This window comes from Pseudomonas sp. IT-347P (genome assembly GCF_949768005.1).
Taxonomy (GTDB): Bacteria; Pseudomonadota; Gammaproteobacteria; order Pseudomonadales; family Pseudomonadaceae; genus Aquipseudomonas.
Genome location: NZ_CATKPQ010000059.1, coordinates 255841 through 269908, shown reverse-complemented (window position 1 = coordinate 269908; position 14068 = coordinate 255841). Strand labels below are relative to the sequence as shown.

The following is a 14068-nucleotide window of genomic DNA, read 5'->3' as shown; positions in this document are numbered from 1 at the left end:
TGTCGTCAATCGCACAGGCGCTGTGCCAATACCGGCACACTCCGAGAGGTGGTCAACGTGGCTAAAGACGAAAAGAAAAGCAAAGAGAAAGGTGACGCTTCGAAAGCCAGCAAGGATTTGAAAGACAAAAAGTCATCACCTGAGAAGAAATCAGCGGCAGCCTCGGCGCTTTCAAAGTCTTCCGACAAGAAAGACAAGAAAGACAAGAAAAAAGACGCCGAGCCGAAGAAGTCGGCCAAAAAGGCGGACAGCAAACCTGAGAAGGCCAAGGATTCAAAGAAGGCTGACAAGCCGGCTAAAAAGAAAAAGTGATCTTGCTATCTGCCAGGGCGTGACGCCCTGGCTGCGCCTCGGCACCGCTTCAACGACACAGACTTCTTGATGGCTAAAGCCATGGCGAGTGCCATTCGTCCATTGGTTGGCATTCAAAAGTGACGGATCGTCTCTGACGTTTACGCGCGGAGTTTCCGCGCATCAGCAGGAGAGCCAGCATGGACATTGATGAGAAAGCGCAGGGCAACATCTCGCAGCAGCCAGTCACCCGCACCACGGACAACGAGACGGGCCATGACCCGCGGCGCGATGAGCCTGAAGTGCCGCTGCCGGCGGACGACGATTCGCCGGTCGATGAAGACATGAGTGACGTGGAGGCGACCAACCCGGTCTCGAGCGAACATCCAGAGCCGAAATAATCCAAAGCCCATAAAAAACCCGGCATTCGAACCGGGTTTTTTATCGTCTGTCATTCAGGGTTCAGAGCGCCGCTTTGACCTGCAGACCAAACACCAGCGCATTGTCGATGTCCTGCCCGGAAAACGCGCCCGGCTCGATGATGTACTGCACATTCGGGCGCAGGGTCAGCCACGGCGTGGCCTGATAACCGTAGCCGAGTTCGATCAATTGCTCGGCGCTGTCCAGGTTCGGGAACGGCGTGCCGTTGTTCACGGCGGCGTCCTGCAACACGTCACGGCTACGCGGGTTCGGCACGGCGCGGCCGTAACCCAGGGCGACGGTGTCACGCGGGCGACCTTCGAACGGTTTGTACAGGACCACGCCGGTGCCGTACCACTTGCTGAACGGCGAGGCCGCTTCGCTGGCCGCCGAGTATTGACCGAAGGCGTGCAGGCTGCGGCCTTCGGACGTCGGCGAGCTCCAGACAGCTTGATCGATCAACAGATAATGACCGCCGCGACCGGATACTTCTTTATCGCTGCCGATGCGTTTTACGTCGGAGCTGTCGTAGTAGTAGCCGAGCTTGTATTCGCCGGGCAGCTCACCCGCGTGCTTGTACACCAGCTCGATCGGCACCACGGTGCCAGTGGTGTGTTTTGGCCCCAAGTGCCAGGCGCGGCTGGAGTTGCCGTTGCTTTCCGGGTCGACGTTGAACGCAGCCACGCGCAGTTGCCACGAGGACGACAGATCGTATTTCACGCGCACACCCAAATGGGCGTTGGGGTAGTTGGTCCAGCCGCTGCCGCCGGACATGTTCAGCGGATGGCCGCAGAAACCGGCGTTCATGAAGTTGCACAGAATGCCGCTGTCGAGGCCGCCGAGGTCGTTGCCCATGGCCATGTAGCCGAGTTTCACATTGAGCGCCGGGGTGAACAGGCTGCGTTCGTAACTCAGTTCGGTCAGGCGCGTGTACAGGCCACCGTAGTTTTCCTGGATCGGCAGACGGTTGCCGACGAGGTCTTCCGAGGCGCTGTTGCCGCGACGGTCATTGATGGTCAACTGGACCTTGCCGGCGTTGTCGACGCCGTACAGTTTGTTCAGGTCGAACTGCACGCCGAGCTTGATGTTCTGCGAGTAGCGCGCCGAGCGATGCAAACCGCCATCGGCGTTGTATGCCATTTCACCGCTGTAATCACCGGTGAATTTGATGCCTTGTTCGTCCATCTGCTGACGCAAGCCGCCCCAGTCACCGGTGAGGGTACTGCGGGTCAGCAGATCGGAATCATTGTCGGCCAGCGCGGGGAGGGCGGTGGTGCAGGTCAGGCCGAGCAACAGGCCTTTGAACAGGTCAGAACGAGAAAAACGAACAACCGATAGCATGTAAATCTTCCTGCTGAAAACTTGAGCAATAGGGGAAAAGCAGCGCGGCACCCGAAGGTGCCGCGCTCAAAGCAAGCGTCCGCGGTTACCGTGGACGCAGTGGGTTACGGCAGGGCGTAAGCCATCACGTAGTCGCCGCGATCGGTCGACTGACGTGCACCACCGGCGGTGATGACGATGTATTGCTTGCCGGTTTTCGGCGAAACATAGGTCATCGGGCCGCCCTGACTGCCGACTGGCAGACGTGCTTTCCAGACTTCTTCACCGTTGCCGCTGTTGAAGGCGCGCAGGTAGAAGTCCTGGGTGCCGGCGATAAAGATCAGGCCACCCTGGGTCGACAGGGTGCCGCCGAGAGTTGGCAGACCGATCTTGATCGGCAGATGCATGCGGATGCCCAGTGGACCGGTGTCTTCAACGGTGCCGACCGGAACCTGCCAGGCGACTTTCTGCGTCTTCATGTCGATCGCAGTCAGTGTGCCGAACGGTGGCGCCTGGCACGGAATGCCGGCCACCGACAGGAAGCGGTTTTTGTTCACGGCGTACGGCGTACCTTTCAGCGGTACGGCGCCCATGCCAGTGTTCAGCGCTTCGCCGCCGCCAGCGGCCTGACCTTTGTTCTGCGACGGGATCATCTGAATCCACAGACCCAGGCGCATGTCGTTGACGAAGATGAAGCCGTGCACCGGGTCAGTGGAGATACTGCCCCAGTTCATGCCGCCCAGCGAACCCGGGAAGCTCAGCGATTTATCGGTACCCGGTGCGGTGTACAGACCGTCGTAGCGCATGCCTTTGAAGTCGATGCGGCAGAGCAACTGGTCGTAAGGGGTTGCACCCCACATGTCCGATTCAGTCAGGTGCTGTGCGCCGATCTGCGGCATGCCCAGCGATTTTGGCTGAGTTGGCGAGTACGGCTCGTTGGGGATATTTGCCGCTTTGACCGGTACTTCTTTAACTTCGGTCAAGGGTTTGCCGGTGGCCCGGTCGAGCACGTAGATCTGCCCGGCCTTGGTGCCGATGACCACGGCCGGTACGGTTTTGCCGTCCTTGGTGAAGTCGATCAGGCTCGGCTGCATCGGCAGGTCGAAGTCCCACAGATCGTTGTGCACGGTCTGGAATACCCAGCGTTCAGCGCCAGTCGTGGCGTCCAGCGCGAGGATCGACGCACCGTAGGTGTGATCGAGTTTGCTGCGCTCGACACCATAAATGTCGGTGGACGAGCTGCCCATCGGCAGGAACACGGTGTTGGTCGCCGGATCATAGGACATCGGTGCCCAGCTGTTCGGCGTGCTGCGCACGTAAGTGCTGCCGTCTGCCGGCGCGTTGCGATCCTGCGGGTTGCCCGGGTCGAAGGCCCAACGCATGGCGCCGGTGATCACATCGAAGCCACGGATCACGCCACCGGGCATGTCGGTCTGTACGTTGTCAGCCACACGACCGCCCACCACCACGGTGGTGCCGGCCATCAGCGGCGCGGACGACAACTGATAGTAGCTGTCCGGAACATCGCCCAGGCCGGCTTTCAGATCAACCTGGCCGTTGTTGCCGAAACCCTGGCAGAACTCGCCAGTGTCAGCGTCGACCGCGATCAGACGGGCATCAATGGTGTTGGTCAGCAGACGGCGCTGGCAGTTGGCGGCCGGCGCGGGCTTGGCTTCGATGATCGTCGAATTGCTCGGCTGAGCGATGGCGGCCGTGGCGTCGAAATAGGCCATGCCACGGCAACGCTGCCAGACTTTCGACTGGGCGTTGATTGCGTTCTTCCACAGTTCTTTGCCGGTATCGGCATCCAGAGCGATCAGGTTGTTGTGCGGGGTGCAGATGAACACCTTGTTGCCGACCTGCAACGGGGTGAGCTGGTCTTCAGCGCCGTTGCCATCGCTCTCGGCGACGTCACCGGTGTGGTAGGTCCACGCCACTTTCAATTTGTCGACGTTGCCGCGATTGATCTGATCCAGCGCAGCGAAGCGGCTGCCACCTTCGGTATTACCGTAGTGCGCCCAATCCTTTTGCGCCTTGTCCGGTGTGACCGGGGTCAGGCCCGGGCCAGTGCCGGTGGCGGCAACGGTCGGGTGCGCGACGAACATGTTGCCCGCAGCGACCGCCAGACCAATCGCCAGCACCGCGGCAACGCCGTAGGCACCGCGACCTGGAACGCCGCCGCTGGCACGCTTGAGCAGGGGGTAGACCAGCGCCACGGCGAGGCCGACGGCGCTGAACATGAACAGGCGCGAGAACACCGGCCAGAACACCAGACCGGCATCGCTTACCGCCCAGATCGCCGTGCCGACCAGGAACGCGGCGAACAACCACGCGCCGGCCGGTTTGAAACGGGCGATCAGCAGACCGGAGACGGCCATCACCAGACCACCCACCAGGAAGTACCACGACCCTCCCAGGCTGACCAACTTCACGCCGCCAGCAGCGAGCGCCAAGCCGAGCAGGGCGATGATCACCCCAAGCCCGACCAGAATGAATTTTGATATGCCCGAGAGGCCTTGACTCTGCTTCACGTTGAATGTCCCGTTGAAATGAGGCGCGCAGTATATCGTTAGGTAACTACCTAGTTAAATCACAAATTTCAACGTGAAGCGTAGTTCGCCGTGCCGACTCTCGCCTGGGGGGACCTCAAATGTGGAAATGTCTGTCAAAACCCGCGAAAAAAAAGCTTTTCTGTAAGATTTGGTGTGATTTATGACAGATATAGGATGTTGCGCCATCAGGCTTAAATCATTTGCGCTGCGTTGTAAATGCGACGAATAACCGCCCGATAGCGCAGCCCAGAGCGGTCAGGGGACGCATCGAGCTATATGGATATGCTTTTTTAATCTTGGAATTCGCCGTGTTTTACCGCTCAACTGGCACCTTTTTGATAGGTGGCTATTTATGTCCGAGCGATGTGAGGTGGTGGTTTTAGGCTTGGGAGCGATGGGCGCGGCGACGCTTTATCAGCTGGCGAAAGCGGGCGTGAACGTCGTCGGCATCGACCGTCATCACCCACCGCACAACCTCGGTTCCAGCCACGGCGATACCCGCATTACCCGGCTTTCAGTTGGAGAAGGTGCGCAATATGTGCCCATCGTGCGCAATTCTCATCGCATCTGGCGGGAACTTGAGGCGCTGACCGGGGAATCGCTGTTTGAGCAATCGGGTCTGCTGGTACTGACGTCGAGCGCCGAGTTCGACCCTGCAGACCCGACCGACTTCACCCTGCGCACCATTGGCCTCGCGCAGACTTACGGCATTGAGCACGAAGTCCTGTCCGCCGAGCAGATTCGCCAGCGTTTCCCGCAATTTGCCCACGTGCGCGATTCGGCCATCGGTTATTTCGAACCGGGTGGAGGCTTTGTGCGTCCGGAGCGTTGCATTGACGTGCAGCTCAAACTGGCCGGGCAACACGGTGCAACGCTTTATAAAGGCGAGACCGTTACGGCGGTCAGCTCGAACGAACAAGGGGTTACGGTCACGACCAACCAGCGCACGCTACACGCCGACAAGCTAGTGATCAGCGCCGGTAACTGGAGTGGCGAGTGGCTCGGTGAGCCGTTTGAGCATTTGTTGAGGGTTTACCGGCAAAAGCTGTTCTGGTTCGAACTGGAAGAGAACGCCGGACTGGTTGGCCATTCACCGACATTCATCCTCACGCACGGCGGTGGTGACGACAAAATCAACTACGGCTTTCCCGCACTTCCCGGCGAAAGCAGCATGAAAATCGCCACTGCGCAGTACCACACCTCTACGTTACCGCAGGCTATCGACCGGACAGTTTCAGCGGCCGAAGCGCAGGACATGTACGAGCACCAGGTACAAGGCCGTATCGCTGGTGTGACCTCGACAGTGCTCAAGTCCGCGGTGTGCGCTTACACCGTGACGCCGGATCGTCATTTCATCATTGACGAGCATCCGTCGCTGCAACACACCCTGTTCGTGTCGGCCTGCTCCGGTCACGGCTTCAAGCATTCCGCCGCACTCGGCGAGGCGTTTGCACAATGGTGCATACGTGGCTCGACTGACCTTGATCTGTCCTCTTTCTCCCTGAAACGCTTCGAAGGAAAACTATCGTGAAACGCGTCGCGCTCTCCTTAGCACTGCTGGTGGCAGCCATGGGCACGGCCTCGGCCGAAACCCTGAAAGTCGCCGTGGTGCCTGTGCCCCATGCCGAGATTCTGGAGTTCTTGAAACCGGAGCTGGCCAAAGAAGGGGTGACGCTGGATGTCAAAGTCTTCTCTGATTACATCCAGCCTGATCGGCAGACGGATGAAGGCTTGCTCGACGCCAACTATTTCCAGAGCAAACCGTATTACGAAGCGTACAAAAAAGACCGGCCGAGCAGCGATCAAGTGCCAGTGGTGGCCGTGCACATCGAACCGTTTGGCGCCTATTCGAAGAAGATCGAAAACATTAGCGAACTCAAGGATGGCGCGACCATTGCCATTCCCAACGACCCGACCAACTCCGGCCGTGCGCTGCTGCTGATCGCCAAACAAGGGCTGATCACCCTGAAGGATCCCGACGACATCATGGCGACGCGCCTGGATATCGTCAGCAATCCCAAACATTTGAAGTTTCAGGAACTCGAAGCGGCCATGCTGCCGCGGGTGTTGAATCAGGTAGACATGGCGCTGATCAACGCCAACTACGCGCTGGAAGCCAAACTGGTGCCACACAAAGACGCGCTGTTTATCGAAAGCTCGGAGTCACCGTACGCCAATTACCTGTACGTGCGCCGCGACAAGGCCAACGATCCGGCGGTGCAGAAACTCGGCGCATTGCTCAATTCACCGCAAGTGAAGCAGTTCATTCTTGAGCGTTATCACGGCGACGTGGTGCCTGCTTTCTGATTCATTTCGGCCGCCGTCTGAAATGCTGACGGCGGCCGATACTCTCAAGCGTTCTCTTCAATCCGCCGCACGTGCCCCAAAGAGTCCCGCTGCATCGACTGCAGGTTTTTCTCAATGGTTTCGCACAGCGCTTCCATCTGAATCTGGTGTTCGCTATGGCGAAACGGGCTTTGCAGGTCCGTACCGATGCGCTCAATGGCCAACAGCATAAATCCGACCACGGTCGACGCCAGCGGTGTGAACCAGCCCAGTGATTCCACCAGTCCCACCGGGACGATCAGGCAAAACAACGAGATAAACAGACGCGGAAAATACACATAGGGGTAGGGCAGCGGCGTATTCGCAATCCGCTCCATGCCGCCCTGGCTGTTGGACAGGTCCACCAGCGTCGACTCCAGCCGCGCCAGGCGAATGCTGTCCAGACGTCCCGCCTTGTATTCCCGGGCGAGCAACGTCGCCGAGCCGGTGAGGATATCGTTGGCAAAGTTATTGGTGGTGCTGCTGCGGGCGAACTCATCGGCGGGAATAAACGCCCGCACCTCTTCAGGGCACGGCTGACCCTGCAGATGTGCCGCGAGGCAATTCACATAGGCGACGTGGCGGCGCAGGAGGGTCGACTTGACCGGGTTGACCTCGCTGTCGGCGTCATCCAGCAGAGTCAGCACCTGCCGGGCGAAGCTGCGCGAATTGTTGATCATCGAACCCCACAGCGTCCGCGCTTCCCACCAGCGGTTGTAAGCGCTGCTGTTGCGGAAACTGATCAACACGATGAGCGCAGAACCGAGCAAAGTCAGGGGCATCAGCGGCAGATTCAGCTTGGCGTTGAGAAACAGCATGAAGTCCACGGTGACGGCGATGTCCCAGAGCAACAACCAGAACAACGCCCAGCCAACGTAGCCGAGGGTCTTGAGGATCAGACGGTACTTTTTGACGATGGCAGCTTTCAAACGGAAACCTCGTGGCGAGCAGAAACGTTAGCGCTTTAGCTCCGACGGTGTTTTCCCGGGAAAGGTTCGCACCTGACCACGACATTGGACTAATCGGCCCTGACCCGTTTGAAGGAGAAGGAAAGGGATCTTTTCATGAGCCTGGCAATCGGCGTCTCGACTTTGTCGTGTATCAGCCAGGACGCGCCGATCATCAAAGCGACGGTGCCCCACAGCAGCAGATGCGGATTTACCGCCGGATAAGCGATGTTGAAAATCATGAAGCCGATCATCTGATGCAACAGGTACAGCGGGTACGTCAGCGCCCCCAACGCGGTCCAGTTCAGTCGGCCCAGGGCCGCCGTTTTGTTGGTCACGATCAACAGGAACGTCATGAAAAACAGGAAAATCGTGCTGCATATGATCGAAGGACTGTAGTCAGTCGAATATTTCACTTCGATCGATTCGGCCCAGGCCATGGCGGTAAAAGCGGCGAGGGTAAACGCCGCCACCAACAGGGCAACGCGGTTGCGGGTGAAGCCCTTGGCCCAGATCAGGTAGAACGTTGCACCGGCAATGAAATAAGCCGCGTAATCGGTAATCAGGATCGAACGCAGCTTTTCAAACGCCAGCAATTCTGCGGTGGCAGAGATCAGCAACCAGATCACCAGGCAGATTTCGATGCTCTCTATTTTCCTCAGTCCCAGCAGAATCGAAATCATCAGGTAGAACTTGATTTCCACAAACAGCGACCAGTAAACGCCATCGATCGGTGCAACACCGATCAAATCGCCAAGAAAGGTCATGTTGACCAGATACTGATAGAGATCAGCGCTGAATCTGGGCTGGCCGATGGCAAGGGTGATCAGAAACGTGATCGTGCAGCACACCCAGAACGCGGGGCAGAGGCGCACGACGCGGGAAATGAAAAACGCTTTGAGATTGTTGCTCGACGCCGTCATCAGAATGACGAACCCGCTGATCATGAAAAACAGTTCGACGCCCAGATAACCGTATTTGGCCACGTCAGCCAGCAGCGGGTAGGGCATTTCCGACATGTCGCCCCGTGCATACCCGCGAAACGCATAGTGAAACAACACCACGCCGATTGCTGCCAGAAAACGCAGCAGATCCAGCTCCTTCAGCCGTCGGTTGTGCATGTTCATGCGCTCCAGAGGTGTTAGCGCGGATTGAAGACTGACGACTCTGGCGAATGACATTCGACCCAAGACGAAAGCGATGACAGCGGGGGCGCTCAGTGGCTTGCCCCGGGCTTCGTGTGATGGTTATGAACCGCGTTGCCACCTGCGGATGTAGTCGACCTCGAAGGTGGAGGGCAGGTCGGCGTCGTCGACCACACCGAACCATTTCCACATGGCCTCACTGTCGAAGACGATCTGCATGGGAAAGAAAAAGTGGCTGTTCTTCGATTCCCTGACCAGCACACCGTCGACGTACCAGCGCAGTGTGTCGGGCTGCCAGTCGAAACCGTAGACATGAAAATCACTGGCCAGGCGCCAAGGGCTGGTCCAGGTACTGCCGTCGGCGATGTGTTCGGTACTGTGTGGCGTGGCCCAGAGGTGGGCGTTCATGTTGTAGGAGCGGTCCGAGGCGGCGTTTTTGGTCTTGCCGCCGATTTCGAAGATGTCGATTTCGGTGGCGTTGTCGGCCATGCCCGTCCACGCCAGCCAGAACGCGCTGGACGCCGCGCTGTTCATCGGTTTGGCGCGTGCTTCGTAATAACCGTAAAAGCCGCGTTCATTGGTCCGGACCATGGCCGAGGTGTAGTCCTTGTAACCGAGCGCCACATACTTTTGTGCCAGGGTTTCCTTGCGAAAGACGATGTTCAGGTTGCCGTTGTTGACGCTGGCATTGCGCTCGGTGAACAACGCCGGTTTGCGCCCCAGCGACTCGTTACCGATGCCGTTGTTGACGTGCCAGCGTGTGCGGTCGAGGGTGGCGCCATTGAAATCGTCGGACAGTGTCGTGTCGAGCAGCCAGCGGCCGGCATTGGCCTGGTCGGACAGCGGCAGCCCGGGATCGACGAGGGGCGGCACCGGGCCGAGCGGGCCGACGCGAGTCCAGGTATCGGCACTGGCTGGAACCGCCACGGACCATTTGTCTGCCAGGTATTGAAAGGCTCGCTGGCGATCTGCGAGGGAAGCAAAGGGGCGGTCGTACACCAGCACTTCGGCGATGTCGCCGCGAAAGTTTTCGGCGGTGCCGACGGCATTGCGGCCTACGGCGAATGGCCCGATCGGTACGTCGAACAGTTCAAGGACTGAAACCGTCGGTTCATAGGCGCCGGTTTGCGCCAGGCTGATCGCGAAATTCGGCAGCACGTTATCGTTGTTGGCGGTTTGCGGGCGCGAACTGAACAAGCGTTGCCAGGGATCGACATCGCCCTGTTCGGCCAATCGACGGGACACAATCAAGACAGTGGCAGGCCCCTTGACCGCGCGGATGGACCTGCCCAGCATTCCTGACGAGCCGCTGAAACGTACGACCGAATGGCCATTCAGGGCGTTCTCGATTCGTTGTGGCGGTGCGCCGGCTTCATCGACGGTGGCGTGATTGGAATGAGCGGATTTGTCGGTCCAGCGCTTGAGTTGGTTTTGCGCATCCACGGTCAGGGTGGCCGGGTCGGCCGCATCCAGCCACAGCACTAACCCGCTCGCAGGGGGGCCGGAAGGCGCCTGAGCGGCGGCGCAAACGAATGAAACCGTCAACAACAGTGCCAGCAGCCAGGTCTTGAGTATCGCCATCACTTCACCTCAAGGGCCGCCGGCAGCGTGAAGGAAGACTGATAACCCTGCGGATTGCACGACTGCCAACGCCAGGCATCGCTGATCATTTGCTCCAGCCCGCGCTGCGCGCTCCAGCCCAGTTCACGTCCGGCCTTGCCCGGATCGGCCCAGCATTTGGCGATATCGCCGGGGCGGCGCGGGGCGAAGTGAAAGGGAATGCTGATGCCGGTGATGTCTTCGAAACTGTGAATGATCTGCAGCACGCTGTAGCCAACGCCTGTGCCGAGGTTCCAGAAGTGAATGCCGTTGTCGTGTTGCAACAGGTGCAGCGCTTTGAGGTGGCCGATGGCAAGGTCGACCACGTGGATGTAATCGCGCACGCAGGTGCCGTCGACGGTGGGGTAATCGCTGCCGTACACCGTGAGCTCTGGCAGGCGGCCAATGGCGACCTGTGTCAGGGCCGGCAACAGGTTGTTGGGGCGGCCCTTGGGATCTTCGCCGATCATGGCGCTTTCGTGGGCGCCGATCGGGTTGAAGTAGCGCAACAGACCGATGCTCCAGCGGGGATCGGAGTGGCACAGATCGGTGAGCAACTCTTCGATCATCAACTTGCTGCGGCCATAGGGATTGGCCGGTTTGCCGGTGCCGAAATCTTCGGCAATCGGTGTGCGCGTGGGCTCGCCGTACACCGTGGCCGATGAGCTGAACACCAGGCGGAAGACGTTATTGCGCGCCATCGCCTGGCACAGGCCAAGCGTGCCGGCGACATTGTTGACGTAGTAGTCCAGCGGCTTGCGCATGCTTTCTTCGACGGATTTGAGACTGGCGAAATGCACCACGGCCTCGATGTCGTAGCGGCTGAAGATGTCGTCGAGCAGGCTCGGGTCGCGAATATCACCCTTGATGAAATCGACATGGCTGCAGGTCAATTGCTCAAGGCGTGAGATGCACTCGCGACAGCTGTTGCACAGGTTGTCGAGCACCAGCACAGGGTGCCCGGCATTGATAAGCGCCCAAACGGTGTGCGAGCCGATGTAACCGGCCCCGCCCGTGATCAACGTAGTTTTGCGCATGGTGAGGTCTTCCTGTCTCAGGGACTGCATTCAGCGGGAGGTGAAAACCGATTTGAATTCTTGCGGCCAGCGCGGGTGCATGACGCTGTAGCCCACGGCGTAGCTCAGCGCGCCGAGCACGATGCTGCCGATCAAATGCAGGTAGCCGTTTAAACCCAGGTGCGGCGACACCAGCAGGACGGTTGCCGCCATGACCACTGACGCGATCACGCTGCGGTAATTGGCCTCGAAGAAACGCCCCCAGCTGTAACCGATGGCCGCGTTCAAGCCGCGGATTTGCAGCGGCGTGATCAGCAACATGCGCGCGAGCAGCGCAGCCGCTGCAGCCATTGCGCCATAGCGCTGACCAAGGACGTACACCAGCGCCAGGGCCAGGGCGGTGGTGAGCACTTCGGCCTTGATCGTCAGGTGGCTGCGGTTCACGGCCACCAGCGCGGTGGTGGCGTACATGGCGGTGTTGCCGATGGCGGCCGTGCAGGCCAGCACTTGCAGCAACGGGATGGCCTCAGCCCACTTGGCGCCGAAGATCAACAGGATCAAGTCGCTGGCCGTGAGGGCGAGGCCAATGAACAGCGGCGTCAACAGAAAGCCACTCACGGCAGTTGAATCGCCAATGATCCCGAGTAATCGCGCAGGCTCTGCGCTGCGTCGGGCAAACGCTGGCAGGGCATAGCTGAGCAGGCCGTTGTAAATCGCGGTGCGCGGCAGCTCGATGATGCGCATCGCCATGTTGAACATGCCCACCGCACTCGCGCCGGCCGCCATGCCCAGGACCACGTTGACTCCGCGCTGCAAGGTTTGCGAGCTGAGCGAGTTGATGGCAACCGGTGTGCCAGCCTTCAACAGTTCGCGCAAGAACGGGCGGTCAATGTAAAAGGCGATGCGTCGCGGGTCTGCGCGCATCAACACTACGATGGAGACGAACTCCATGATCAGCGCCTGGGCAATGACTGCCCAGGCGCCCAATCCCCACAGCGCCACCGCGATACCGCCGACGCCACCGACCACCTTGCCCAATAACGTGCGCGACGCCAGCGCCTTGAAGTTGCTGCTGCGGCGCATTTGCGCGACATAGACCCGCGCCATCATGGTGAAGAGGATTTTCACCGAGGCCACCGCGGTCATCCAGCGCAACAGCGGGTCGGACGTGTACAGCAGCACCGCGCCCGAGATGACCACGATGGTCGCCAGACTGACGAGGACCGCCGCCCAGTAGGCGGTGGAGATGTGTTTGTCCTCCAGCCGTTCGAGCCGCACCAGCGGGTCTTCCAGCACCGATGAGTAGACCAGGCCGATCAATTCGATGATCGCAATGATCACCGTGCCCACACCCAGCTCGACCGGCGACAGCAGCTTCGCATAGACGACAAAGGTAATCATCGACAGGAAAATCAGGCCGAATTTCTCGGTGAAGATCCAGGTCAATGTCACCAGACGGTGGTTGGCCATGGCGGTTACCGATTCAATGGGCAGGGGTCGAGGCCGTTGCCTTGCGCCACGTCCGCGCGCGGGCATAGAGGTAGCGCAAGGTCGCTTTGCCGTTGGCGAAGATCAGCGCTTGCCACGAACATTCGAGCATTCGTCGGTACACGCCGATCACCTCGTCATGCTCGCCGCGCCGGGAAAACGCCTCGAGAAAATCGGTGTGATTGCTCAGCACGAAATCGATCCGTTGCTGCTCGGTTAACTGCGCGCTGTAGCGGGCCAGGTACACCTCAATGAAGCGGATCTTGTTCTGGTAGTACTTTTTCGGTTGCGCGGTCATATTGCCGCCGTTGACCGTGCGCTCCAGCAACACCTGCGGCACCGTGTGGATCTCCCAATGTTCGGCGATCCGGGTCCACATGAAGCGGTCTTCGGAGTAGCGCAGGCTGGCATCGAAGCCGCCGAGCTGCATGATTACCTCACGTTTGACCAGCGCCGTGGAGACGCCATTGACGACGTTGGCACGGATGAAATCGTAGAAATGCCTGCCACTCTTGCGCAGGTTGTCCAGTTGCCGCCGGCCGTCGCTGTAATTGACCTGCGCGTAGCAGTCGATCAACCCCACCGGCCGACCCTGACGAGTGAGTTCGTCATACAGGGCCAGTTGCAGTTCGAGCTTTTGCGGACACCATTGATCATCGGCATCGAGCATTGCCACAAACGTTTCTTCACTGTGGCGCATGCCGTGGTTGCGGGCGCTAGCCTGGCCCTCATTGGCTTGCTGCAGCAGCGTCAGGCGAAACGGTGCGACGAAGTCTCTGACCCGCTGCGGTCCGTCATCGGTCGAGCCATCGTCGATGACGATAACGTGATCGGGCAGTCGGGTTTGCCCGGCCAGGGACGCCAGGGTTTGCTCGATACTGTCGGCGCCGTTGTACATCGGAATCACGACGCACACTGAATCCGCTGAAGAGAGGGCTGGGTTGGGCACGGTTGGTTCTCCTTGG

At 59.5% G+C, this 14068-nt stretch carries 12 protein-coding genes; 4 read left to right on the top strand and 8 right to left on the bottom strand.

Features of this window, described 5'->3' with window-relative positions; genetic code table 11:
- The first annotated feature begins 57 nt into the window (after positions 1-57).
- Together ACM6IV_RS26850 and ACM6IV_RS26845 are read left to right on the top strand one after the other, a co-directional pair.
- Entirely contained in the window at positions 58-312 is a 255-nt protein-coding gene (locus ACM6IV_RS26850; protein ID WP_414872377.1) for a hypothetical protein, read from the top strand.
- 179 nt (positions 313-491) lie between these two features.
- A complete protein-coding gene (locus ACM6IV_RS26845) occupies positions 492-692 on the top strand; it encodes a hypothetical protein (protein ID WP_414872376.1) in 201 nt (66 codons plus the stop codon).
- Between the two features lie 61 nt (positions 693-753).
- On the opposite strand, the gene ACM6IV_RS26840 is transcribed toward ACM6IV_RS26845, so the two are convergent.
- On the bottom strand, positions 754-2052 hold the full coding sequence (locus ACM6IV_RS26840; RefSeq protein WP_414872375.1) for a carbohydrate porin: 1299 nt from the start codon (positions 2050-2052) through the stop codon (positions 754-756).
- 104 nt (positions 2053-2156) lie between these two features.
- The gene (locus tag ACM6IV_RS26835) at positions 2157-4562 is read right to left on the bottom strand and encodes a glucose/quinate/shikimate family membrane-bound PQQ-dependent dehydrogenase (RefSeq protein ID WP_414872374.1); all 2406 of its coding nucleotides are present in this window, start codon (positions 4560-4562) and stop codon (positions 2157-2159) included.
- Between the two features lie 373 nt (positions 4563-4935).
- On the opposite strand from ACM6IV_RS26835, the gene solA reads away from it, so the two are divergent.
- Together solA and ACM6IV_RS26825 are read left to right on the top strand one after the other, a co-directional pair.
- Positions 4936-6114 carry an N-methyl-L-tryptophan oxidase gene (gene solA, locus ACM6IV_RS26830; RefSeq protein ID WP_414872373.1) on the top strand — a complete coding sequence of 393 codons (1179 nt, stop codon included), beginning with the start codon at positions 4936-4938 and terminating at the stop codon, positions 6112-6114.
- Positions 6111-6890, top strand: coding sequence for a MetQ/NlpA family ABC transporter substrate-binding protein (locus ACM6IV_RS26825; protein ID WP_414872372.1), 780 nt, complete (start codon positions 6111-6113; stop codon positions 6888-6890). The genes solA and ACM6IV_RS26825 overlap by 4 nt, the downstream gene beginning before the upstream one ends.
- Before the next feature lie 44 nt (positions 6891-6934).
- Here the strand turns inward: ACM6IV_RS26825 and ACM6IV_RS26820 are convergent, their stop codons facing one another.
- The 6 genes from ACM6IV_RS26820 to ACM6IV_RS26795 form a co-directional block, all read right to left on the bottom strand.
- A complete protein-coding gene (locus ACM6IV_RS26820) occupies positions 6935-7837 on the bottom strand; it encodes a bestrophin family protein (RefSeq protein ID WP_414872371.1) in 903 nt (300 codons plus the stop codon).
- Between the two features lie 89 nt (positions 7838-7926).
- Positions 7927-8976, bottom strand: a complete 1050-nt coding sequence (locus tag ACM6IV_RS26815) for an acyltransferase family protein (protein WP_414872370.1) — start codon at positions 8974-8976, stop codon at positions 7927-7929.
- Between the two features lie 126 nt (positions 8977-9102).
- Positions 9103-10581 carry a family 16 glycosylhydrolase gene (locus ACM6IV_RS26810; protein WP_414872369.1) on the bottom strand — a complete coding sequence of 493 codons (1479 nt, stop codon included), beginning with the start codon at positions 10579-10581 and terminating at the stop codon, positions 9103-9105.
- Entirely contained in the window at positions 10581-11636 is a 1056-nt protein-coding gene (gene galE / locus ACM6IV_RS26805; protein ID WP_414872368.1) for a UDP-glucose 4-epimerase GalE, read from the bottom strand. The genes ACM6IV_RS26810 and galE overlap by 1 nt, the downstream gene beginning before the upstream one ends.
- Before the next feature lie 30 nt (positions 11637-11666).
- Positions 11667-13085 carry an oligosaccharide flippase family protein gene (locus ACM6IV_RS26800; RefSeq protein WP_414872367.1) on the bottom strand — a complete coding sequence of 473 codons (1419 nt, stop codon included), beginning with the start codon at positions 13083-13085 and terminating at the stop codon, positions 11667-11669.
- Positions 13086-13098: 13 nt separating this feature from the next.
- The gene (locus ACM6IV_RS26795) at positions 13099-14052 is read right to left on the bottom strand and encodes a glycosyltransferase family 2 protein (protein WP_414872366.1); all 954 of its coding nucleotides are present in this window, start codon (positions 14050-14052) and stop codon (positions 13099-13101) included.
- Positions 14053-14068: the final 16 nt, after the last annotated feature.

Bases quoted from the DNA above. Each gene is read 5' to 3' on its own strand.
- ACM6IV_RS26845 (WP_414872376.1), top strand. From the start codon at position 492: ATGGACATTGATGAGAAAGCGCAGGGCAACATCTCGCAGCAGCCAGTC.
- ACM6IV_RS26840 (WP_414872375.1), bottom strand. From the start codon at position 2,052: ATGCTATCGGTTGTTCGTTTTTCTCGTTCTGACCTGTTCAAAGGCCTG.
- solA (WP_414872373.1), top strand. From the start codon at position 4,936: ATGTCCGAGCGATGTGAGGTGGTGGTTTTAGGCTTGGGAGCGATGGGC.
- ACM6IV_RS26815 (WP_414872370.1), bottom strand. From the start codon at position 8,976: ATGCACAACCGACGGCTGAAGGAGCTGGATCTGCTGCGTTTTCTGGCA.
- ACM6IV_RS26810 (WP_414872369.1), bottom strand. From the start codon at position 10,581: ATGGCGATACTCAAGACCTGGCTGCTGGCACTGTTGTTGACGGTTTCA.
- galE (WP_414872368.1), bottom strand. From the start codon at position 11,636: ATGCGCAAAACTACGTTGATCACGGGCGGGGCCGGTTACATCGGCTCG.
- ACM6IV_RS26800 (WP_414872367.1), bottom strand. From the start codon at position 13,085: ATGGCCAACCACCGTCTGGTGACATTGACCTGGATCTTCACCGAGAAA.